We start from the raw sequence: 22,152 nt of genomic DNA, 5'->3' as shown, positions 1-22,152 counted from the left end.
GCCTCCGTACCCGCGACGAAGGGCCTGAGCGATGACCGAGCCGAGCACCGACCCGCTGGCCACCGCCGTCGCGGCCGTGAGCACCCCCTCCCCTCTGGACACCCCGTTCGGTCCGGTCGAGCTCGTCGACGGCGTCCCGATGCCAGGGTCCCTCGACCGGCTCTACGGGTCGCTGGACTTCGTCCGCGGGGTCGCGGCGTTCCTCGACGCCATGCCGGGCGCCTCGCTCGTCGCCATGCGGCGCGGGTTCCGCAGCCTCGGCCTGCTCCGCTCGAACCAGGTGGGTTACACGGACCCGCGGGCGGACTCGAACGGCATCTTCCTCACCGCGAACACCGAGACGACGTACGGTTCGCTCTTCGTCGACCTGCGCGAGACGGGGCCGCTCGTGATCGAGCCGCCCCGGCAGTCGCTGTGCGTCGTGGACGACTTCTGGTTCCGCTACGTCGCGGACATGGGCATCGCCGGGCCGGACCGGGGCGAGGGCGGCCGGTACCTGTTCCTCCCGCCGGGCTACGACGGCGAGGTGCCGGACGGCTACTTCGTGCACCGCACGCCCACGTTCACCAACTGGGTCGTGCTGCGCGCGCTCGGCGGCGTGCCCGCGATGAAGGAGACCCGGATCTACCCGCTCGCCGAGGCGGCGGACCCGCCGCCGACGGAGTTCGTCAACATCGCGGGCGCCCGCATCAACACCGTGCACGCGAGCGACGTCTCGTTCTTCGACGAGGTCGCCGAGCTCGTGGCGGAGGAGCCGCCGGGCGCGCTGGACCCCGAGCGGGCGGGCGCGCTCCGGGCGCTCGGCATCGTCCACGGCCGGCCGTTCGAGCCCGACCCGGAGCGCCGGGCGACGCTCGACGCGGCCGCGCGGACGGCCGCGGCGATCAGCCGGGCGCTCGTCTACTCGCCGCGCGACCCGGCGGCGCGGATCGCCCCGGGGTCGCGCTGGCTCGACGCGTTCATCGGCGGCTCGTACGAGTTCCTCGCGGACGGCGCGCGCCTGCTCGACGCGCGCACGCAGTTCCACTTCTTCGCGACGGTCATCACGCCCGCGATGGCGCACGCCCAGGTCGGCGCCGGGTCGGCCTACGCGTACACGGCGCACGACGCGCGGGGCGACGTCCTCGACGGCGGCCGCACGTACCGGCTCGTGCTGCCGCCGAACCCGCCCGCGAAGAACTTCTGGTCCGTCGACCTCTACGACACGCAGACCCGCTCCCTCCTGCGCACCGCGGACCCGCACCCCAGCCTCATGAGCCTCGGCGGCACGGTCGCGACGGAGGACGACGGGAGCACCGTCCTCTGGTTCGGGCCGGAGCCGCCCGCGGGGCGCGAGCACAACTGGGTCGGGACGGTCCCGGGGAAGTCCTGGTTCCCCATGCTGCGCCTGTACGGGCCGCTCGAGCCGTGGTTCGACCGCACGTGGCTGCCCGGCGACCTGGAGCCGGTCGACGCCCCGGACGCCTGACGGCCGCGTCCCGGCACTACCCTGGCGAGATGCCCGACGACCTCACGCAGCCCGCTACGCCGCCTTCTCCCGAGCCCGAGGTGGCCGAGCCGGCCGAGACGCCGCAGGCGCCCGTCGCCCCCCGTCGTCCCGCGCCGCGCACGCACCACGGCGAGACGGTCGACGACGACTACGAGTGGCTGCGGGACAAGGAGTCGCCCGAGGTCGTCGCGCACCTCGAGGCCGAGAACGCGTACACCGAGGCGCGCCTCGCGCACCTCGAGCCGCTGCGCGAGCGGATCTTCGAGGAGATCAAGGCCCGCACGCTCGAGACGGACCTGTCCGTCCCGGTGCGCCAGGGCGCGCACTGGTACTACGCGCGCACGGTCGAGGGGTCGCAGTACCCGATCCGGGCCCGCGCCCCGATCGACGCGAGCCTCGGCAGCGACGCGCCGTCGGCCTGGGTGCCGCCCGTGCTGGAGCCGGGCATGCCCGTGCCGGGCGAGCAGGTGCTCCTCGACGACAACGTCGAGGCGGAGGGCCACGAGTTCTTCTCGCTCGGGTCGTTCGACGTCTCGGCCGACGGGACGCGGCTCGCGTACGCGGTCGACGTCGTGGGCGACGAGCGCTACACGCTGCGGATCCGCGATCTGGAGTCCGGAACCGACCTCGTGGACGAGGTCCCGGGGACGTTCCCGGGCGCCGTCTTCTCCCCGGACGGGCGGTACGTGTTCTACCCGACGGTCGACGACGCGTGGCGGCCCTGGCGCGTGTGGCGCCACGAGGTGGGCACGCCCGCGACCCAGGACGTCGTCGTCTTCGAGGAGCCCGACGAGCGGTTCTGGGTCGGGGTGGGCGTCTCGCGCTCGCAGCGGTTCGTGCAGATCGACGTGGGCTCGAAGATCACGTCCGAGACGTGGCTGATCGACGCCGACGACCCGACGGGCGAGGCGCGTGTGGTCTGGCCGCGCCGCGAGGGCGTCGAGTACACGGTCGAGCACGCCGTCCTGCCGAGCACGTGGTTCCCGACCGCCGAGCACGCGGTCGGCGACCGTCCTGACGAGAATCCGGTCGCCGACCCCGTGCTCGGCGGGTTGGGGGAGGGGCGGGACGTCCTGCTCGTCCTGCACAACGACGGCGCGGAGAACTTCGAGCTCGTCGTCACCGGTGCCGCCGACGTCTCGGCCGGGCCGGGCGACGCGACCGTCGTCGTGCCGCACGACCCCGCGACCCGGCTCGAGGCCGTGGACGCGTTCGCCGGGCACCTCGTGGTCTCCTACCGGCGCGACGCGCTGTCGCGGGTCGGCGTGATCGACCTCGCGAGCCCCGAGCCGCCGCGGCCCGCGGGCCTGCCCACCCCGATCCGCACGGGCGACACGCCGGGGCCCGCGACCGACCTCTGGCACGTGCACGAGGTCGCGTTCGACGAGCCGCTGTACACCGCCGCGCTCGGGGCCAACCCCGAGTGGGACCAGCCGAACGTCCGGCTGAGCTACACGAGCTTCGTCACGCCGTCGACCGTGTACGACCTGCGGGTCGAGACCGACGAGCTCACGCTCCTCAAGCAGCAGCCCGTGCTCGGCGGCTACGACGCCGCGGACTACGTGCAGCGCCGCGAGTGGGCCACGGCCGAGGACGGCACGCAGGTGCCGGTGTCGCTCGTGTGGCGGCGCGACGCCGTCGGGCTGGACGCGACGGGCACGGGCGCCGAGCCGGCACCGCTCCTGCTGTACGGCTACGGGTCGTACGAGATCAGCATCGACCCGGGGTTCTCCATCTCGCGCCTGTCGCTGCTCGACCGCGGGGTCGTGTTCGCCGTCGCGCACGTGCGCGGCGGGGGCGAGATGGGGCGCCGCTGGTACGACGAGGGCAAGACGCTCGCCAAGCGCACCACGTTCACGGACTTCGTCGCGGTCGCGCGGCACCTCGTCGACGCCGGCTGGACGAGCCCGGAGCGGCTCGTCGCGCAGGGCGGCTCGGCGGGCGGGCTGCTCATGGGCGCGGTGACGAACCTCGCTCCCGAGCTCTTCGCGGGCGTGCTCGCGCAGGTGCCGTTCGTCGACGCGCTCACCTCGATCCTCGACCCGTCGCTCCCGCTCACCGTCGTCGAGTGGGACGAGTGGGGCGACCCGCTGCACGACCCCGACGTCTACCGGTACATGCGCACGTACACGCCCTACGAGAACGTGCCCGACGACGCGTCGCACTACCCGCGGATCCTCGCCGTGACGTCGTTCCACGACACGCGCGTGCTGTACGTCGAGCCCGCGAAGTGGGTCGCGCGCCTGCGCGCCGCGGGGGCGCCCGCGCTGCTGAAGATCGAGATGCACGCCGGGCACGGCGGGGTCTCGGGCCGCTACGAGGGCTGGCGCGAGGTCGCGTACGAGGACGCGTGGGTGCTCGACGTGCTCGGGCTGGTCGACCGGTGACGTGCCCGCGGGCGTGAGGCCGCAGACGGAGGGGGAGCGATGACCGACGAGACCGTGACGCCCGACCCGCGGACGGCGCGCGACGCGACGCCGCCCGGGAGGGCCGCGCTGCTGCTGCGCCCGGTCGGGTACCTCGCCGTCGGGCTGGTGGGGACAGCCGTCGGGCTCGCCCTCCTGGGCCTGTACCTCGCGCCCGCGGCGTACGGGTTGCTCGCGCCGCCGGCGGACCAGGAGCCCTGGGCCGAGCTCGTCGCGTCGCCCGGCGCCGAGCTCGGGCGGCTGGCGGTCGTCGCGCCGGTCGCCGTGGCGCTCGCCGGCCCGGTCGCGTGGTACCTGTCGTGCGCCGTCTGGCCGCTCGCCGCGCTGGCGTTCGTGCACGCCGGGCGGGCGCTGCGGCCGTCGTCCCGGGACGACCGGCTGTCGTTCACGAGCCGGGTCGCGCCGGGCACGACGCTCGGGCCGCCCGTGCCCGGGCCGCTCCCCGTGCCCCTCCAGCCGCAGCGGCGCTCGCGGCTCACGGACACCCTCGTGCGCTTCGCCGTCTGCGGCTGGCACCCCGACCGCCGCGAGGCCGGGGCCGCGGTGCCGGCCGGCGTCGCGTGGGTGCTCGCGAGCGCGGGGGCGTCGACGGCGCTGCCGCCCGGCTGGCGGGTCGTGCTCGTCGTGGCCGCGGTCCCGTTCGCGCTGTGGTCCGTGGTCGCGCTGCGGCGCCGGTGGGTCTGGCGGTTCCACCGCGAGCGCGTGCGCGCGGCGCGGCGCGAGCGGTGGCTCGAGCGCCACGCCGACGGGTACGTGATGCGCGACGGCCCGCGCGTCGTCCGGTCGCGCCCGCAGTCGGCCGAGCACCGCGCACGCGTGGAGGCGGAGCGCGCCGCGGCCCGCGCCGAGCAGGACCGCCTCACGAGCCTGACGAGCGACGCCATCGGCGAGCGCCGCGAGGCGGTGCTCCGCGCCCGCCGCGAGCGCGAGCAGCACCAGAACGACGCCCCACGAGGAGACTGACCCCGCGAGGCCGCCGAGCATGGGGTTGTTGCCCGTCCGGCGTCGGGGACGGGCTGTGACCGCATGCTCGGCGGCGGGGGGTCAGACGGACTGCGGGCTGCCGCACTCCGCGCAGTAGCGCGCGGCCGCGGCGTTCTGGGTGCCGCACTCGCGGCACGCAGCCACCTGCGCCAGGCGCTCGCCGCACTCGGGGCAGAACTTGCCGCCGTCGACCTTCGCGTCGCACGCCGGGCACCGCGTGACGGCGGCCGTCCGCAGGTCCGCGCCGCCGACGAGGTCGGTCGTGCGGAGCTGCTCCTGGACCTGGTACCGGCGGGCCTCGGCCTGGAGCTGGGCGAGCTCCTCCACCTGCTTGGGCGAGCAACGCACGCACTGCCCCACGGCGTCGTTCCAGCAGACCTCGTGGCACATCCAGTCGCCGCACCCGTGGCACTGACGGAACGCGTCGCGCACCTCGCCGACGGCGGCGTCGAGCGCCTTGTCCTTCGCCGACGAGTTGGTCTGGCGGTCTGCGGCCCACGACCCCGCCGCGTAGGAGAGGTCGGCGACCTTGCCCCCGAAGAACCGGCCCGCCGCCTGGACGAGGCTGCTGCCCTTCGCGACGACGTCCGTCCGGTAGGCGGAGCGGTAGCCGTTGCCGCAGCGCTCGCACCGGAACTCGAACTGGTAGCCCCCGGCGTTCGACAGGTCGCGGACGTTGTCGGTGAAGGCGATGGGCGTGCTCATGGCGGGGACCTCGGTGGGCTCGTGGGGTCGGCGTCCCCGCAGGCCAGGCCCGCGGGAGGGGGGAGTCATGGGGATCCCGTGACCGCAGCGATGCTACCCACCGACCCTCGCCGTCCCGACGGATCACCCGGGTGAAATCGGGTCGACCGGCGGGCGCGCCGCGGCCGGGGGTTCAGGGGCGGACGAGGCGGAGCGGGGCGTCGGCGGTGCGGACCGTCACCGTCTGGCCCCACGAGGCGACGAGGCGGTCGTCCTCCACGCCGTCACCGAACACGACGAGCCGGTCCGAGGCGACGGTGAGCGCGACGTCGGCCCCCTCCTCGACGACGCCCTCGGTGAGCGAGACGCCCGTCGCGGGCGACGGCCACGCCTCGCGGACGAACCAGCCGAGCCGGTGCTCGGTGCGCCCCGGGGCCCGCCGCCCGCCGCGGTCGTGCGCGAGCGACGCCCACCAGCCGGTCGCGCCCGTGCCCGTCGCGACGAGCACGCCCGACGACGACTGCCGCTCCTCACCTGCGCCGCAGCGCAGCGTGTAGCGCGCGCTCTGGTGGCTGGGGTGCCCGACGAACACCTCGTTGAGCGCGGTGAGGTGCTGGCCGTCGTCGAGGTCGGCGCGGACCATGGTGAGCGCGTCGACGGGCAGGAGCGCCACCCGGTCGGGCGCGCCGCCCGGCGCCTCGGCGTCGGCCCCGAGCCCGCGCAGGAGGGCCGTCGCCGCCGCGACCGGGTGCCGCACGAGGACGCCCGCGTTCACCCCGGGCTCCGGGTCGACGCCGAGGACCGGCTGGCCGTGCAGGTACTTCGCGACGTTCGCGACGAGGCCGTCCTGCCCTACGACCACCACCACGTCCTCGGGCGCGACGAGGAACCGCGACAGGTCCGCCCGCTCGACGTCGGCGCGCGCCCAGCCCGGGGCAGGGCGGCCACGACGGCGTCGCGCGCGGCCGCGAGGGCGTCGTGCCGCGCCTGCACCTCGGCCAGCGACCGGCCGCGCGACCGGAGGAAGAACTCCGCCTGGCCGCGCGTCCCGTGCCGGTCCAGCAGGTCGTCGAGCTCGGTCCGCCGGTGCACGACGACGGCGCGTCGCCGGAGCATCGTCAGGCCGCCTTCCCGGTCGCCGTGGCGGGCGACCCGCCGTCGGGGCCGAGCCCGCGCGCCAGGGTCGACAGCACCCCGGTGAGCAGGTCGGGCGTGATGGTGAGGTTCTGCACGTCCGGCAGCGACCCGGCGGCCTCGCGCAGCGCGAGCGCGAGGAGCGTGCCCTGCCCGGCGCTCGCGTACACGTCCATGCGGGCCTGCTCGGCGGCGGCCTCGGCCGCGCCGACGACCCGCACCTGCTCCGCCTTCGCGTCGGTCGCGAGCTGGGCGCGCTCGGCGGTCGCGCGGGCGTCGACGAGGGCGGCGGCCGCCTTCTCCTCGGCCTCGCGCCTCGCGTTCGCGCCCTCCTGGGCCACGAGGCGCTCGCGCCGGGTCGCGAGCTCGATCCTGCTCGCGAGCTCGTTCTCCGCGATCGCCCGCTCGCGCTCGACGGCGAGGGCCCGGCGCTCGTAGGTCGCGCGGTCGGCCTCGGCCTGCACGTGCTCGCGCGCGGGCGTCTGGAGCGCGCGCTCGACGTCCTTCTCCGGCCGGACGGCGAGCACCTGGACGCCGATGACGACGATGCCCGTCGTGGTGAGGCGCGGGTCGGTGGTCAGCGCCTCGGTGAGGACGTCGCGCACGCGCGGCACGCCGGTCGTCAGGGCGTCGGCGAGGGGCATCGCGGCGAGCGCGTCGGTGGCCCGGCTCTGCGCGAGGCGCCCGACGATGCTCGTCACCTGGTCGCGACCCGCGGTGCTCGTCTCGCCGCTGCCCGGGTCGACCGCGAAGTCGAGGCGCTGCGAGACGGTCACCGGGTCGGCGAACCGGTACGTCACGCCGGCCTGCACGGTGACGTCCTGGTGGTCGGCGGTCACGGCGTGGAAGAAGACGGGGAGCTCCTGGTCGTCGACGGGGACCTCGGAGAGGACCGACGTCGTGGGCCGGAACCAGAACGCCTGACCGACGCCCTCGTGGGCGACCCGCCCGCGGCGCAGGTGCACGACGTGCCCGGTGGGGCTCCCGAGGAAGTGCCGCGTCCACGGGTAGGTGCGGATGGTGGCCATGGTCGTCTCCGATCTGTTTTCGTCAACCTGACGATAACGAGCGTAGGCCGGTGCATCAGTTCTCGTCAACCTGACGCGAATGTGCGACGATGAGTCCATGACCGCACCCGCCGCACCGGCCCCCGACGTCCCGCCCGGCGCGGCCCTCCTGCCCGTCACGGTCGACGTCGTCGCGCTCACCGTGCGCGACGACGCGCTGCACGTGCTCCTCGTCGAGCGCGGCGTCGAGCCGTACCGCGGCGCGCTCGCGCTCCCCGGCGGGTTCGTGCTGCCGGGCGAGCGGCTCGCCCGGGCGGCGCGCCGCGAGCTCGCCGAGGAGACGGGCGTCCGACCGCCCGGCCACCTGGAGCAGCTCCGCACCTACGGCCCGCTCGACCGCGACCCGCGCGGGCCGGTCCTCTCGGTCGCGTACCTCCTGCTCGCGCCCGAGTTCGGCGTCGTGCACGCCGGGTCCGACGCCGGGGGAGCGGCCTGGCACGCCGTCGAGCCCTTGCTCGGGGACGGGCCGGGGCCCGGCCTCGCGTTCGACCACGCACGGATCCTCGCCGACGGCGTCGAGCGGGCCCGCGCCAAGCTCGAGTACTCCGCGCTCGCGACGGCGTTCTGCCCGCCCGAGTTCACCGTCGCCGACCTGCGGCGCGTCTACGAGGCCGTCTGGGGCGTGCGGCTGGACCCGCGGAACTTCTCCCGCAAGGCCACGACGACCGCCGGCTTCCTCGAGGACACGGGCCGCACGACGTCGGGCGGGACCGGGCGGCCCGCGGCGCTCTACCGGGCGGCGCGCCCGGCGCCGGGCCCGCAGCCGGGCGCCGGACCCGACGCCGCCGCGGCCGACGCCGCCGCGACCGACGTCGCGGCATCCGACGCCGCCGCGGTCGACCCGGACGACGCCCCCGCGAGCGTGCCCGCGGTGCTCGACCCGCCTCTCATGCGCCCGCGTCGCTGACGCCTCGGCCGGGCCCGGCATCGGTGCCCCGCACCGACGGCCCACGCCGGGGGAGTTCTCCCCCTCGACAGCGCCGCCCGGCTGAGTACGCTCGCGCGCATGTCGACGTACAGCTCCTGGCGCAGCGACCAGGGCAACATGCGGGCCCTGTCCGACGAGCTCGCCGCCCAGGCCGCGATGGCGCGGTCCCGCGAGGCGTCGCTCCACCGCCGCCTGCGGTCGCTCGAGGGCGACCTGTCGAGCCGCGTCGAGGTGCTGACGCGCCTCGTCAACGCGCTCATCGAGCTCGGCGAGGTCCGTGAGGAGCTCGCGCTCTTCACGCCCGCGCGCCGCGCCCGCGACGCGGCGCGCGCCCTCACGCAGGCCGTCGTCACGGGGGAGGGCGACGTGTCGCACCTGCGGCGCTCCCCGGACCTCGTGGACGTGCCCGGCTACTGGCTCGTGCCCGCCGCGCTCGCGGTCGCCGAGCTCCCCGCCGGGCGGCTCGACCGGGAGGCCGCCGAGGAGGCCTTGCTGCGCGACCGCCGTCGTGCAGCGACGTACCTCGTCCCGGTGTGCGCGCTCGTCGGGCAGCCGGGACTCGCGCGCGAGTGGGTGCCGGGGGTGCTCGACGCGCCCGTCCTGCCCGCCGCGGGCTGGGGGAGCGCCGACGGCGCCCCCGAGCCGTCGCCGGGCGCGGGCGAGGGGCCCGACGAGGTGGGCGTCACCGGGGCCGAGCGCGCGCTGTGGGTCGCGGCCGCGGCCGGTCACCTCGGCGGCGACGGGGTGGAGGTCGTGCGCCGCGCGCTCGCGGAGCGGGTCGCGCTGCTCGACGACGACGCACGCGCCCGCTGGCGGGCCCGGCTCCTGGAGGCGGCGCCGTCGCTGCCCGAGCCGCCCGCCGACGGCGCGGCCTGGGGCAGCCCCGAGACCGCGGAGGACGTGGCGGGGGCGCGCCGTCGGGCCGCCGCCCCCGACGCGCTCCCGCTCCTGCGGTCGTGGACGGCGTGGTCGCGCGCGCTCGTGGCGGGGGAGGTCGCGGTGCCCGCGCCGAGCCCCGGCCCCCTCCCGGCCGGGACCCCCGAGGCGCCCGGCGCGGCGCTGCTCCACGTCGTCGCGTCGCTCGTGGACGAGGGGGCGCCCGTGGAGCGCGGGCTCCTGGACCGGGCGGCGCTGCTCGACGAGCGCGTCGGGCGAGCACCCCGCGAGGACGGGCCCGGGTGGGACGCCCCGGCGGGGACGCTCGTCGACCTGCTCGTCGAGGACGCCCGCGGGACCGACCCCGGGCGCGCGGCGCTCGCGGGCCCCCTCGTCGCCGAGGAACTGCGGGCCGCGACCCACGCGCGGGCCGCCGAGCTCGCGGCGGTGCCCGCGCCGTCGCGCGAGCTGCGCCTCGGGCGCCGCACCGTGACGGTCACGCCGACCGAGGACGGCGCCGCACCGGCCGCGACCGCCCGCGCGGAGCTCCTCGCGCAGCCGGTGGACGGCGTGTCGTGGGGCGCCGTCGGCGGGACCGGCGCGGTCGCGGCGCTCGGCGTCGTGCTCGGCCTCGCCGCCTCGCCGGCGTGGTTCACGGTGGCCGTCGTCGCGGCCGGCCTCGCCGCGTGGCAGTGGTTCGCGGGGGAGCGGCGGGCACGCGACCAGCGCGCCGAGGCGCAGGCCCGCGCGGACCGGTTCGACGCCGACCTCGCCGAGGCGCGCACCGCCGTGGCCGCGTCCGCGGAGCGCGCGCGGACCCAGCGCGAGGCCGTCGCGACCGTCGTGGCGGACCTCGACGACACCCTCGCCGAGCTCGCCGCCCGAACCCCGGCCTGACGCGGGCGGACGGCCGCGCCGGGCCCGCCCGATGCGGCTGCGCCAGGGGCCGTCCGCCCCCGCTCCCGGGCCGTCCGGCCCGGGAGCGGACGGGCCCTCCGGCGTTCGAACGAGGGCTTCGAACGCCGGATGAACTGTCGGTGAACAGTGGCGGAAGAATCCACAGGATGGTCGAGCGCGCGGCGGTCGTGACCGCACCATGGACGACGTGACCGAGACGCTCCTGCTGGTGCTCGTCGTCGTGACCGCACTGGCCTTCGACTTCACCAACGGCTTCCACGACACGGGCAACGCGATGGCCACGTCCATCGCCACCAAGGCCCTCAAGCCCAAGACCGCCGTCGCCCTCTCCGCCGTCCTCAACATGGTCGGGGCGTTCCTCTCCCTGGCCGTCGCGGCGACCATCGCGAAGGGTCTGGTCGACGCCGACGTCATCACCCTCGAGGTCGTCCTCGCGGGACTCGTGGGCGGCATCACCTGGAACCTCCTGACCTGGTTGCTCGGCATCCCGTCGAGCTCGTCGCACGCCCTCATCGGCGGCGTCGTGGGCTCCGTGCTCGCGGCAGTCGGCACGCAGGGCGTCATCTGGAGCGGCGTCGCCGCCAAGGTGCTCATCCCCGCGCTGCTCGCCCCGCTCATCGCGGTCGGCGTCGCGAGCGTCGGCACGTGGGCCGTGGCCCGCCTCACGCGCGACGTCCCCGAGGACGTCTCCACGCGGGCGTTCCGCTGGGGCCAGGTCGGCTCCGCGTCGCTCGTCTCGCTCGCGCACGGCACCAACGACGCGCAGAAGTCGATGGGCATCATCCTGCTCGCGCTCATCGCGGCGGGCGCCGTCCCGGCCGACTCGAGCGTGCCGTTCTGGGTCATCCTGTCCTGCGCGTTCTTCATGGCCCTCGGCACCTACCTGGGCGGCTGGCGGATCATCCGCACGCTCGGCAAGGGCCTCGTCGAGATCGACACCCGCCAGGGCATGGCGGCCGAGACGTCGTCCGCCGCGGTCATCCTCATGTCGGGCCTGTTCGGCTACTCGCTCTCGACGACGCACGTAGCGACCGGCTCGATCCTGGGCTCCGGCGTCGGGATGCCCGGCGCGAAGGTCCGCTGGGGCGTCGCGGGCCGCATGCTCGCCGCGTGGGGCCTCACGCTCCCGGCCGCCGGCCTCGTCGGCGCGGCCTGCTACGGCATCCAGCACGGCATCGGGGGCGCCGCCGGGACGGTCGTCGTGTTCGCGATCCTCGTCGGGTCCTCGCTGGCCATCTGGATCGCCTCGCGCCGCAAGCCCGTCGACCACACGAACGTCAACGACGCCTGGGAGGAGGGCGCGGTGGACGCCGGGCTCGAGTCCGAGGTCGTCGAGGCGCGCGAGGCCGCGCTCGAGCGTCGCCTCGACGTCGCCGACCCGTTCACCGACGCCGCGCCCGCCCCGGCGCCGACCACCCCGACCACGCCCGCCTCGCGCCAGCGCGCGGGCGTCTGACCGGCAGCCCGGAGGAGAGAACCGTGTTCGTCGAGATCGACTCGCTGCTCAAGGTCGTCGTCGCCGGCCTCGTCGTCGGCGCGGGCCTGCCCGCCCTGTTCGCCCTGGGGGTCCGGCTCGCCGCCGGGCGCGCCGTGCCCGTCGAGGTCGGCACCCCGGACGGCCGCTTCACGTCCGACGGCCGCACCGTGCGCGTCGAGCGCGCGACCCGTCCCCGTCAGGTCGGCGCCGTCGTGTGCTTCGCCGTCGTGGTCGTCGCGATCGCCGTCGGCATCGCGTTCGTCGCGGGCGGGGGCCACTGACCCGGGACGACGCGCTCCGCTGAGTGCAGGAGAGAGTCGCGGTCGGACGTCCCGACCGCGACTTTTTCACGCACTCAGCGGGTGGGGGTCAGGCGGAGTCGCGGACCACGAGGTGCGGCTCGAACAGGACCGAGCGCGCGTCGGTGTCCGGGTCGTCGATCGCGGCGAGCAGGAGGCGCGCCATCTCGGCCGCCATCTCCTCGACCGGCTGCCGGACCGTCGTGAGCGGCGGGTGGGCCTGGCGCGCGACCGTCGAGTCGTCGAAGCCGACGACGGCCACGTCCTGCGGGACGTGGCGGCCCGCCTCCTGCAGGACGAGGGACGCGCCGTCGGCCATGAGGTCGCTCGCGCCGAACACGCCGTCGACGTCCGGTCGCGCGGCGAGCAGCTCGCGCGCCGCGGCCTCCCCGCCCGCGCGCGTGAAGTCGCCCTCCACGACGAACGGCTCCGCGAGCCCGGCGGCCCGCACCGCCTCGAGGAAGCCGTCGCGGCGTCCCCGCGCGAACGGCACGTCCGACGGCCCGGCGACGGTCGCGAGGCGCGTGCGGCCGTCCGCGATCAGACGCTCGGCGGCGATCCGGCCGCCGGCGGCCTGGTCGAGGTCCACCCAGCTCACGCCGGCCGCCTCGTCGACCCCGTCGAGGTGCGTCGACAGCACGACCGGGACCGTGAGCGCGGCGAACCGTGCCGGCAGCGGGTCGCTCGCGCTCGACGTGATGAGCAGGACGCCGTCGACGTGCCCCTGCCGCACGTAGCGCACGACCTGGTCGTGCGCGGGCGGGTCCGCGGGCAGGATCGCGAGGTGGATGTCGCGCGGGCGCAGCACCAGCTGCGCGCCCGCCGTCACGCGCCCGATGTACGGGTCGGTGAACAGCCGCTCGAGGAACGGGCTCGGGGAGCGCTGCTCCGACGGCTCGGACACGACGAGCGCGACCGACCCCGTGCGCCGGGTCACGAGCGTCCGGGCGGCGAGGTTGGGGACGTAGCCCGTCTCGTCGATCGCCTGCTCGACGACCGCCACGATCGCCGGGTCCACCGTCGGCACGCCGTTGATCACGCGGGACACCGTGGCGCGGGAGACGCCCGCGACGGCCGCGACGGCCTCGAGCGTCGGGCGGGGAGCGGGGCGACGGGCAGCCATGCGGTCAGTTATACCGCCGGGCCGTGCGCTCAGCGCAGCCGCTCCTTCGCCGCGAGCACGCGCAGCACGGCTGCGTCGACCCGCGCGGCGAACGCGTCGTCGCTCGACGCCCGCTCGACGACGGCCGCCACCATGGGCTCGACGACGCTCGGGTCCGCGGACGCCAGCACCATGTCGCCGCCCGCGGCGATCGTCAGGACGGCGCGGTCCGCGGGCGACCAGGCCTGCACCTGCTGCGCGGCGGACACGTCGTCGGTGAGGACGACGCCGTCGAACCCCAGGTCGCCCCGCAGCATCCCGTCCACGACGACGGGCGAGAAGGCCGCGGGGAGCGTCCCGTCGATCTGCGGGTAGACGGCCGTGGAGGTCATGACGAACGCCGCGCCGGCCTCGATGCCCGACGCGAAGACGGCGACCGACGGGTCGTCGCGCGTCGTCACGTCGTCGGTGACCCCGGCGTCGGTGTCGGTGTTCTCGGTGACGCGGCCGAGCCCGGGGAAGTGCTTGATCGTCACGTCCACGCCCGACGCCTCCATGCCCGCGCTGAACGCGTTCGCGTGCGACGTGACGGAGTCCGGGGTGAACCCGTAGCTGCGCTGGAAGGCCCCGATCGGCGGGTTCTGCGCGGCCGTCCCCTCGGGCACGAGGTCCATCACGGGCGCGAGGTTGAGGTTCACGCCCGCCGCGGCGAGCTCGGCGCCCCACGTGGTCGCGTCGGCCTGGAGCGTCGCCGGGTCGAGCCGGGCCTGGTCGGTCGCCGCCGGGATCTGCGAGAACCCGGGCCCGCGCAGCACCTGGACCTTCCCGCCCTCCTGGTCCGTCGCGACGAACAGCGGGGTGCCGTTCGTCGTCTCCGGGGAGACGAGCGCCGTGAAGCCCGCGACGAGGTCCGCCGTCGGGCCGGTCCCGGCCTGCGAGCGGCCCGCGAGGAACACGTTGCCCACGTGCAGGCGCGAGACGGCGTCGTAGCTCACCTGCTGCGGGTCCCGCACGTCGACCCCGACCATGAAGAGCTGCCCCACCTTCTGCTCGAGCGTCCACCCGGCCAGGGGGTCCTCGGGCGGGGTGGACGGCGTCGGCGACGTGCCCGACGGCGTCGGGTCGGCCGGGGCGGACGGCGGGCCCGACGGCGCGGTCTGCGGCGCGGGGGCGGGCCGCGTGAGGTACCAGGCGACGGCCGCCACGGCGGCGAGCGCGGTCACGACGGCGACGACGATCCAGGTGGTCCGGGCACGAGCGGTCACAGGCGACACCTCCGACGCCACGGTAGCCCGACGGCCGCGGAGGGGTGCCGTCCCGAGCAGTGCTGCGACCCCCGGGGGTTATGACCGACGTCACCGCGGGGTTCGCGTCATGATCGGCGTCCCGGCGCGTCTCCTGGGTGACATGGCGTCCTGGCTTCGCGGCCGCGGGGCGCACCCCCCCCGGAACCTGGAGCCCGGCATGACCCCTCGCCCACCCTCCCTCCGCGTCGCACCCGGACGCCTGCGCAGAGCGGTCGCGGCGCTCGTCGCCGCCGTGCTCGCCCTGGCCGGCGCCGTCGTCCTCGTCTCGGGGCCGCAGGCGCGCCCGGCCTCCGCCGCGGTCGGGTCCTGCCCCGCGCCGGGGGACATGCCGAACGTCGGCCAGACGCCCCCGCTGTTCACGGACACGAACGTCACGGTGTGGACCGGGGGCGACTACCTCGCCACGGCAAGCGCCGCGGAGTCGGAGGGGCTGCTCGTCGTCGCGGGGGAGGCGACGATCGACGGCCCCGGGAACTTCAGCATCGGCGCGGTCGGAGCGGGCTCGCAGATCACGCCGCCGGACGGTGCGGTGATGCTCACCGTCGGGGGCGGCCTGGAGATCGGGCCGGAGACGAGCGTCACCGTCGGCTCGACGCTGCCGACCGGCGGCGCCGTGAACGTCGGTGCCGCGGTCACGGGCGGCGGGTCGCTCTCGACCGCCGGGACGACGCCGGGCGCGGACGCCCCGGTCACGCAGGGCATGGGTGCGGCGGCCCTCGGCGAGTGGGCCGGGTACGGTGCCGTCGTCGCCGACGCGTCGGCGACGATCGCCGGGTGGCCCGCGACCGCGGCGGGCGTCGTGTCGGGGAGCCGGGTCACCTTCACCGGCTCCGGCGCCGCCGACCCGCAGGTGTTCACCGTCGACGCCGCGCAGCTCGCGGGCGTCAAGGAGATCGTCTTCGCGAACGTGCCGGACGACGTCGCGATCGCGATCAACGTGACCGGTGACGCGCCGGTGAGCATGAGCCCCAACTACTGGGAGGGCAACGGCTCGCCGTTCATCAACGACTTCAACTCCAACCCGGGCTTCGGCAACTGGGCCGCGCGCATCCTGTGGAACTTCGCGTCCACGCCGGACCTCGCGCTGGGCCGGGCCGACCAGTTCCTCGGCACGATCGTCGCGCCGGTCGCGGACGCGACGATCACGACGAGCACGAACGGCCGCGTCCTCGTGGGCGGGAACCTCACGTTCGGCGACCCGAGCGTGACCGGCGGGCTCGAGATGCACAGCTACCCGTGGATCGGGCCCGGCCCGTTCGACTGCACCGGGGGCGCGAGCTTCGCCGTGCAGAAGACCGTGACGGGCGAGGCGGCCGCGGACGTGCCCGCGGGCACGACGTTCCAGGTGGAGTACACCTACGAGCAGCCCGACGGCGTCACCGGCGGCGACACGCTCACGGTCCCGATCAGCGGGGCACTGCTGAACGGGCCGACCCTGCCCGAGGGCACGGTCGTCACGGTCCGCGAGACGAGCCTGCCGTCGGTGGCGGGCGTCGAGTGGGGCACGCCGGTGATCCGGGTGGACGGCGAGCCGCTCGGCGACCCGGCGCAGTTCACCGTCGCCGCGGGCCGGACGGTCACGGTCACCGTGGTCAACACGGCGAACGCCGGCGGCGGGACCACCGCCGCGGGCGGCTTCACGGTGGCGAAGGTCCTCGCCGGGGACGCCCTCGGCCTCGTCCCGGCGGACACCGCGTTCCTCGTCGACTGGGCGGCCACGCTGCCGCAGGGCGCGACGTACGACGGCGACCTCACCGGCACCCTGACCGTGCTCGCGGACGGCGCCGTGGTGGCCGGGCCCGCCGACCTGCCGGTCGGCACGACGGTGACGTTCACCGAGCGGCTGCCGCTCCCGGTGGTCGACGGCGTCGCGTGGGGCGACCCGGTCGTGAGCCCGGCCGGGCCGGTGACGGTCGTCGAGGGCGCGACGGGCGTCGCGGTGACGGTCACCAACGTCGCGGACCCCGTCGTCGGCGGGTTCGCGGTCCGCAAGGCCGTCGAGGGCTCCGCCGCGGGCGACGTCCCGGCGAGCACCGCGTTCCTCGTCGACTGGCGCGCGACCGTCCCCGCGGGCGTCGCCTACGACGGCCCGACCACGGGCACGCTCACGGTGCGCGCCGACGGCACGCTCGTGAGCGGCCCGGCGGACCTGCCGGTCGGCACGGTCGTGGCGCTCGCGGAGCAGCAGCCGCTGCCCGCGGTCGACGGCGTCGTGTGGGGCGTCCCGTCGTTCGACCCGGGGCCGTCGGTGACGGTGGTCGAGGGCGCGGCCGTCGAGGTCACGCTGACGAACGCCGCCGAGGCGGTGCAGGAGGTCGGTGGGTTCGCCGTCCAGAAGACCGTCGCGGGCGGCGCGGCCGGCGCCGTCCCGGGCGGCACGGAGTTCGTCGTCGACTGGACGGCGGAGCTCCCCGAGGGCGCCGAGTACGCGGGGGACACGCAGGGCACGCTCACGGTCCGCGCCGACGGCACGGTCGACGCGGGGCCGCAGGACCTCCCGGCGGGCACCGTCGTGCGCTTCGCCGAGCGGCAGCCGCTGCCGACGGTCCCCGGGGTCGCGTGGGGCGATCCGGTGTTCTCGCCCGCGACGGTGACCATCGGCGACGGCGACGCCGTCGCGGGCGTCGCGCTGACCAACCAGGCCGACGCGCTCGTCGGGGGCTTCTCCGTCGCGAAGACCGTCACCGGCGACCTCGCCGGGAGCGTGCCCCCGGGCACGGAGTTCTCGGTCGCGTGGTCCGCGGCGCTGCCCGCCGGGTTCACCCACGACGGCCCGGTCGCCGGGACGCTCACGGTGCGCGCCGACGGCACGGCCGTCGACGGCCCGCAGGACCTCCCGGTCGGGACGGTCGTGACGTTCACGGAGACCGACCTGCCCGAGGTGGGCGACGTCGTCTGGGGCGCGCCGGTGTTCTCGCCCGCGTCCGTCACGGTCGGTGACGGCGAGGACACGCTCGTCACGCTGACCAACACGACCCAGGACGTGGCCGCGGTCGGCGGGTTCTCCGTCGCGAAGGAGGTCGTGGGCGACCGCGCGGACCTCGTCCCCGCGGGGACGACGTTCACGGTCACGTACGCGTACGAGCTCGAGGGCACGCCCGTGGGCGGCTCCGTCGAGGTCCCGGCCGACGGCACGGTCGTCGCCGGGCCGCAGAACCTCCCGGCCGGGACGGTCGTGACGTTCGGCGAGACGGACCTGCCGGCGGTCGAGGGCGTCGAGTGGGGCACGCCCGTGTTCAGCCCGCCGACGCTCGTCGTCGGCGACGGGACGGACGCGCTGGTCACGGTGACGAACACGGCCGACCAGGCCGTGGGCGGGTTCTCCGTCGTGAAGGAGGTCGTGGGGGCCGCGGCGGGCTCCGTGCCGGCGAGCACCGAGTTCACCGTCCGCTACGCGTTCGACCGCGACGGCGAGCCCGTCACCGGCACGCTCACGGTGCGGGCCGACAGCCAGGTCGTCGACGGGCCGCAGGACCTTCCCGTCGGGACCGTCGTGCGCCTCACCGAGACCGACCTGCCGACGGTCCGCGGCGTCGACTGGGGCACGCCGGTGCTCACCGTCGGTGACGAGCGGGTGACCGAGGTGACGGTCGGCGCGGGCGCGCCGGTCGTCGTGACGGTGACGAACACCGCGTCGTCGGCCGGCGGCCTCGCGATCACGGGTGCGGACGCCGTCGTCGTGACGACGCTCGCGCTGCTGCTCGTCGGGACGGGCGCCGCGCTCCTCGTGGTCCGCGCGCGCCGCCGCCGCACCGCCTGACGCGCGGGGCGTCGTCGGGCCGGTGCCGGACGGCCGACGGGCCGGTCACCTCCTCGCGGGGGTGACCGGCCCGTCGTCGTGCGGGGCGGGACGCGTCAGTCGTGGCCCGCGAGCGTCGCGAGCGCCTTCGTCCACAGGGCGTGCGCGCGCTCGGCGCGCTCCGCCGTCTCGATGTTGCGCTCGACGACGCGCACGAGCGTGCCCGAGTCGTCGGGCTCGAGCGTGATCGCGATGTCGTGGTAGCTCTCCGGCACGTCGGGCAGGCCCATGGTGGGCGAGAAGTGCGTGAAGTGCAGCAGGCGCGGGCGCTCGACGGCCACGACGGTGCCCCAGTCGGCGAACTCGCGGCCCATGTAGTGGCCCTCGAACGTCACAGGGCTCCCGGGGCGGAAGTCGGTCTCGATGTTCATGCCCAGCATCCAGCGGGCGCTCGGGTGCATGAGCTCGGCCCAGACGACCTGCGGGGGCCGGGCGACGTGGGTCTCGACGGTCGTGCTGTGCTCGGTCAGGGTGCGGTCGTTCACGGGGGACTCCGGGGGGTGGGGGCTGGCTCCTGGGCCCGACGGTAGACCCTCCGGGCGGCACCGGCAGCCGGTAGGTTCGGCGCGTGACCCGACTCGTGCTCGTCCACGGCCGCGACAACCAGGGGCTCGACGCCGAGCAGCTCGACCGGACGTGGACCGAGGTCCTGGACGCGGGCCTCGCGGCGGCGGGCTCCGGAGTCGTCGTGCGCGACGCGGACACGGCGTTCGTCTACTACGGCGACACGCTCGCCGCGCTCGTCGGGGGCGCCACGACGCCGCCGCCGGTCACCGTGCACGCGGTCGGCGCGACGCGCGACGGGGACGCCCTTCCGTCCGCGGCCGAGGCAGCGGACGAGGCCGCGTTCGTGGCGGCCGTCGCCGAGGAGGTGCTGCGCGCCGCGGGCGTGACGGTGCCGGTGCGCCCGGAGGGCACCGGGCACGGCGCCGTGGGAGGCGACGTCGGCGCGTGGCTCAACCTGCTGCTGTCCGCGCTCGACCGGTCCGTGCCGGGCCTGAGCGGCGCCGTCGTCGCGCTGCTCGCGCGCGACGTCTGGGCGTACCTGCACGACGGCGCCGTCCGCACGACGATCGACGACGCGCTCGCCGCCGCGATCCCCACGGACGGGCCCGCCGTCGTCGTCGCGCACTCGCTCGGGTCGGTCGTCGCCTACGCCGTGCTGCGCGAGCACCCCGACGCCGCGCGCTGGGACGTGCCGCTCCTGCTCACGCTCGGGTCCCCGCTCGCCGTCCGCGCGATCCGGGACGTCCTGGCCGCGCGCGCCCCGCTGCGCGTGCCGGCCCCCGTGCGGCGGTGGGTCGCGGCGCGCGACCCCCGGGACGCGCTCGCGCTGCACGGCCTCGGGCCGGCGGCGTTCCCGCTCGACCCGGCGTCGCCGGGGATCGAGGAGCTCGTCGTCGCGAACGCCGCGCCGGGCCACCACGCGGCGGCCGTCGTGCTCGACGGCGCCCGGCCCGCCGGCTACCTCGCCGTCCCCGAGGTCGCGCGCACCGTCGCGGACGCGCTCGACTCCTGAGAGCGTCGTCCCCGCGGGCGGGGGCGGCCCGGGTGCACGACGCCGGGCGGGCGGGCCCCCGGTCAGGAGACGCCGTGCAGACGCGCGTGCAGCGCGCGGACCTCCACCTCGAGCTCGTACGCGGGACCGCGCACGGCGACGCCGGGCGCGACGTCGCCGATCGCGAGCGGGCGCACCGGGCCGGGCGCGACGCCCCACTCCTCCAGCCACCCGACGAGCTGCGTCGTGCTCGCGGCGTAGACGACCGGGCCGAGGCCGACCCACGCGTGCGCCGCGCTGCACATCGCGCAGTGCTCGCCGGACGTGTAGACGGTCGCGTCGCGCCGCTCCTCGGGCGTCAGGTGCGCGGCGGCCCAGCGGGCGATCTCGAGCTCGGGGTGCCGGGTCGCGTCGCCGTCCTTGACGCGGTTGCGGTCCTCGAACCGCACGACCCCGTCGCGGTCGACGAGGACCGAGCCGAACGGCTCGTCGCCGTCGTCGAGCGCCTCGCGCGCCAGCTCGACGCAGCGGCGCAGGTGCACGAGGTCGTCGGCGGTCGGCAGGGGCAGGCTCTGGTCGCTCATGGCGTCATCCTCGCTCGCTCACATCGCGACCGCGAGGGCGGCCCGCACGTCCGCGACGAACCCGTCCACGTCGCCCGGGGTCGTGTCCCACGCGCACATCCACCGGACCTCGACGCGGTCGGGCGCCTCGCCCGGCCCCCAGTCGTAGAACCGGTGCCGCTCGCGCAGGCGCGCGACCGCCGTGCGGGGGAGCGTCGCGAAGACCGCGTTGACGAGCGTGGGCTGGGTGAAGGCGAGGCCCGCTGCCGGGCCCGGGGCGGCGTCGTCGGGCCCGACGGCGGCCGGCACGACGGCGTCCGCGAGCCCCGCCCGCAGCCGCGCGGCCATCGCGTTCGCGTGGCGGGCGTTGCGCAGCCAGAGCTCGTCGGCGTCGGCGACCTCGTCCACCTCGGCGACGACGTCGCCGACCGGCTCGAAGAGCGCGAGGAGCTGCGCGGAGACGTAGCGCATCTTCGACGCGAGCTGCATCGTCGACTTGCGCACGAACTCCACGCCGTCGACCGCGGACGGGTCGAGCACGACGACCGCCTCGCCGAGCGCGAGCCCGTTCTTGGTGCCGCCGAACGACAGCACGTCCACGCCCGCGTCGGTCGTCAGGGCGCGCAGCGGGACGCCGAGCGCCGCGGCGGCGTTCGCGAGGCGCGACCCGTCGAGGTGCACCCGCATGCCGCGGGCGTGCGCGGCGTCGGCCACCGCCCGGATCTCGTCCGCCGTGTAGAGCGTGCCGAGCTCGGTGGACTGCGTGAGCGACACGACGAGCGGCTGCGCGCGGTGCGGGTCGCCGAGGTCGCCCGCGAACCGTTCGACGGCAGCGGGCGTGAGCTTCCCGTCGGGCGCCGGCACCGTGAGCACCTTGACGCCGCCCACCCGCTCGGGGGCGCCGTTCTCGTCCGTGTTGAGGTGCGCGTGCTCGGACGCCACGACGGCGCCCCAGCGGGGGAGCGTCGCCATGAGCGCGACGACGTTCGCGCCCGTGCCGGTGAGCACCGGGTACGCGGTGGCGTCGGGCCCGAACCGCGCGCGCACGGCGTCCTTCAGGCGCGCGGTCCACGGGTCCTCGCCGTACGAGATCTCGTGCCCGGCGCTCGCGGCGGCGAGCGCGGCGAGGACGTCGGGGTGGGCGGGGGAGTAGTTGTCCGAGGCGAACGAGGTCACGTGCCCAGCGTAGGTCGGCGGGGCGGCCCGGCCGCGCGCGAGCGGGCCGGGGCGCGCCTAGCGTCGAGGAGGGACGCGGTGCGCGTCCCGTGGACCGCGCGCAGCGCGTGAAGCACGGAGGTGCAGCCATGACCACGAACCCCGACCAGCCCGGTACGGGCCCGGGCTCCCCGGCGGAGCCGACGGTGGAGCCGCCGAAGTCGCCGGGACCGCCCCCGGACCCGTCGACGCCGCCGCACGACCCGAGCCACGCCGACCCGGTCCCCGGCGGGCCGGCCGACCCGTCGCCCGACGTCCCCGACCGGCCGTCGTCGCCGGGCCGGCCCGTCGGCCCCGACGAGCCGACCCACGGCTGACGCCCCGGGATCACTCCCCGGGCTCACGCCCTGGCCGACGCCCGGTCGGCACCCGGGCGACCGACCCCG

General features: G+C 76.4%; 19 protein-coding genes. 10 read left to right on the top strand and 9 right to left on the bottom strand.

The window, feature by feature from the left end:
- Nucleotides 1-31 precede the first annotated feature (31 nt).
- Genes BJP59_RS16025 through BJP59_RS16015 form a run of 3 tightly spaced genes read left to right on the top strand, consistent with a single transcriptional unit; the run spans nucleotide 32 to nucleotide 4,878 of the window.
- Nucleotides 32-1,468, top strand: coding sequence for a DUF1254 domain-containing protein (locus BJP59_RS16025; RefSeq protein ID WP_194521418.1), 1,437 nt, complete (start codon nucleotides 32-34; stop codon nucleotides 1,466-1,468).
- Between the two features lie 29 nt (nucleotides 1,469-1,497).
- Nucleotides 1,498-3,876 (top strand): S9 family peptidase, encoded by a 2,379-nt coding sequence (locus BJP59_RS16020; protein ID WP_194521417.1) that lies wholly within the window; start codon nucleotides 1,498-1,500, stop codon nucleotides 3,874-3,876.
- A gap of 39 nt (nucleotides 3,877-3,915) precedes the next feature.
- The gene (locus BJP59_RS16015) at nucleotides 3,916-4,878 is read left to right on the top strand and encodes a hypothetical protein (protein WP_194521416.1); all 963 of its coding nucleotides are present in this window, start codon (nucleotides 3,916-3,918) and stop codon (nucleotides 4,876-4,878) included.
- Between the two features lie 81 nt (nucleotides 4,879-4,959).
- Here BJP59_RS16015 and BJP59_RS16010 read toward each other — a convergent pair whose 3' ends face one another.
- The 4 genes from BJP59_RS16010 to BJP59_RS16000 form a co-directional block, all read right to left on the bottom strand.
- Nucleotides 4,960-5,604, bottom strand: a complete 645-nt coding sequence (locus tag BJP59_RS16010; RefSeq protein ID WP_216608014.1) for a zinc ribbon domain-containing protein — start codon at nucleotides 5,602-5,604, stop codon at nucleotides 4,960-4,962.
- A 172-nt stretch (nucleotides 5,605-5,776) separates the two neighbouring features.
- The gene (locus tag BJP59_RS16005; protein WP_228485122.1) at nucleotides 5,777-6,445 is read right to left on the bottom strand and encodes a hypothetical protein; all 669 of its coding nucleotides are present in this window, start codon (nucleotides 6,443-6,445) and stop codon (nucleotides 5,777-5,779) included.
- The gene (locus BJP59_RS19925) at nucleotides 6,436-6,699 is read right to left on the bottom strand and encodes a hypothetical protein (RefSeq protein WP_228485121.1); all 264 of its coding nucleotides are present in this window, start codon (nucleotides 6,697-6,699) and stop codon (nucleotides 6,436-6,438) included. The genes BJP59_RS16005 and BJP59_RS19925 overlap by 10 nt, the downstream gene beginning before the upstream one ends.
- 2 nt (nucleotides 6,700-6,701) lie before the next feature.
- Nucleotides 6,702-7,745, bottom strand: a complete 1,044-nt coding sequence (locus BJP59_RS16000) for an SPFH domain-containing protein (protein ID WP_043658139.1) — start codon at nucleotides 7,743-7,745, stop codon at nucleotides 6,702-6,704.
- Nucleotides 7,746-7,842: 97 nt separating this feature from the next.
- On the opposite strand from BJP59_RS16000, the gene BJP59_RS15995 reads away from it, so the two are divergent.
- The 4 genes from BJP59_RS15995 to BJP59_RS15980 all read left to right on the top strand — a co-directional run bounded on the left by BJP59_RS15995 (nucleotide 7,843) and on the right by BJP59_RS15980 (nucleotide 12,264).
- Nucleotides 7,843-8,691, top strand: coding sequence for an NUDIX hydrolase (locus tag BJP59_RS15995; protein ID WP_194521415.1), 849 nt, complete (start codon nucleotides 7,843-7,845; stop codon nucleotides 8,689-8,691).
- A 99-nt stretch (nucleotides 8,692-8,790) separates the two neighbouring features.
- Nucleotides 8,791-10,485, top strand: a complete 1,695-nt coding sequence (locus BJP59_RS15990) for a hypothetical protein (protein ID WP_194521414.1) — start codon at nucleotides 8,791-8,793, stop codon at nucleotides 10,483-10,485.
- A 199-nt stretch (nucleotides 10,486-10,684) separates the two neighbouring features.
- Nucleotides 10,685-11,962 carry an inorganic phosphate transporter gene (locus tag BJP59_RS15985; RefSeq protein WP_086149942.1) on the top strand — a complete coding sequence of 426 codons (1,278 nt, stop codon included), beginning with the start codon at nucleotides 10,685-10,687 and terminating at the stop codon, nucleotides 11,960-11,962.
- 23 nt (nucleotides 11,963-11,985) lie between these two features.
- A complete protein-coding gene (locus tag BJP59_RS15980; RefSeq protein ID WP_034654462.1) occupies nucleotides 11,986-12,264 on the top strand; it encodes a hypothetical protein in 279 nt (92 codons plus the stop codon).
- Between the two features lie 88 nt (nucleotides 12,265-12,352).
- On the opposite strand, the gene BJP59_RS15975 is transcribed toward BJP59_RS15980, so the two are convergent.
- Together BJP59_RS15975 and BJP59_RS15970 are read right to left on the bottom strand one after the other, a co-directional pair.
- Nucleotides 12,353-13,405 carry a LacI family DNA-binding transcriptional regulator gene (locus BJP59_RS15975; protein WP_114553285.1) on the bottom strand — a complete coding sequence of 351 codons (1,053 nt, stop codon included), beginning with the start codon at nucleotides 13,403-13,405 and terminating at the stop codon, nucleotides 12,353-12,355.
- A 29-nt stretch (nucleotides 13,406-13,434) separates the two neighbouring features.
- Nucleotides 13,435-14,649 (bottom strand): glycoside hydrolase family 3 N-terminal domain-containing protein, encoded by a 1,215-nt coding sequence (locus BJP59_RS15970; RefSeq protein ID WP_336244579.1) that lies wholly within the window; start codon nucleotides 14,647-14,649, stop codon nucleotides 13,435-13,437.
- A gap of 199 nt (nucleotides 14,650-14,848) precedes the next feature.
- On the opposite strand from BJP59_RS15970, the gene BJP59_RS15965 reads away from it, so the two are divergent.
- Nucleotides 14,849-18,451 carry a DUF5979 domain-containing protein gene (locus BJP59_RS15965; RefSeq protein ID WP_194521412.1) on the top strand — a complete coding sequence of 1,201 codons (3,603 nt, stop codon included), beginning with the start codon at nucleotides 14,849-14,851 and terminating at the stop codon, nucleotides 18,449-18,451.
- A 95-nt stretch (nucleotides 18,452-18,546) separates the two neighbouring features.
- Here the strand turns inward: BJP59_RS15965 and BJP59_RS15960 are convergent, their stop codons facing one another.
- Nucleotides 18,547-18,975 carry an SRPBCC family protein gene (locus tag BJP59_RS15960; protein WP_228485119.1) on the bottom strand — a complete coding sequence of 143 codons (429 nt, stop codon included), beginning with the start codon at nucleotides 18,973-18,975 and terminating at the stop codon, nucleotides 18,547-18,549.
- Between the two features lie 83 nt (nucleotides 18,976-19,058).
- Between BJP59_RS15960 and BJP59_RS15955 the strand changes: the two genes are divergently transcribed.
- Nucleotides 19,059-20,009 carry a hypothetical protein gene (locus BJP59_RS15955; RefSeq protein WP_194521411.1) on the top strand — a complete coding sequence of 317 codons (951 nt, stop codon included), beginning with the start codon at nucleotides 19,059-19,061 and terminating at the stop codon, nucleotides 20,007-20,009.
- 62 nt (nucleotides 20,010-20,071) lie between these two features.
- On the opposite strand, the gene BJP59_RS15950 is transcribed toward BJP59_RS15955, so the two are convergent.
- Both BJP59_RS15950 and BJP59_RS15945 read right to left on the bottom strand, forming a co-directional pair.
- Nucleotides 20,072-20,572: a nucleoside deaminase gene (locus BJP59_RS15950; RefSeq protein WP_086149938.1), complete on the bottom strand. Its 501-nt coding sequence runs from the start codon at nucleotides 20,570-20,572 to the stop codon at nucleotides 20,072-20,074.
- An 18-nt stretch (nucleotides 20,573-20,590) separates the two neighbouring features.
- Nucleotides 20,591-21,727 carry a threonine aldolase family protein gene (locus BJP59_RS15945; protein WP_194521410.1) on the bottom strand — a complete coding sequence of 379 codons (1,137 nt, stop codon included), beginning with the start codon at nucleotides 21,725-21,727 and terminating at the stop codon, nucleotides 20,591-20,593.
- 128 nt (nucleotides 21,728-21,855) lie between these two features.
- Between BJP59_RS15945 and BJP59_RS15940 the strand changes: the two genes are divergently transcribed.
- Entirely contained in the window at nucleotides 21,856-22,083 is a 228-nt protein-coding gene (locus tag BJP59_RS15940; RefSeq protein ID WP_051028580.1) for a hypothetical protein, read from the top strand.
- The last annotated feature ends 69 nt before the right edge of the window (nucleotides 22,084-22,152 follow it).

The sequence above is a fragment of the Cellulosimicrobium sp. JZ28 genome (assembly GCF_015327065.1).
Classification (GTDB): domain Bacteria; phylum Actinomycetota; class Actinomycetes; order Actinomycetales; family Cellulomonadaceae; genus Cellulosimicrobium; species Cellulosimicrobium funkei.
Note: the sequence above shows the minus strand (reverse complement) of the source record. Positions and strands in the feature narration are given on the sequence as shown.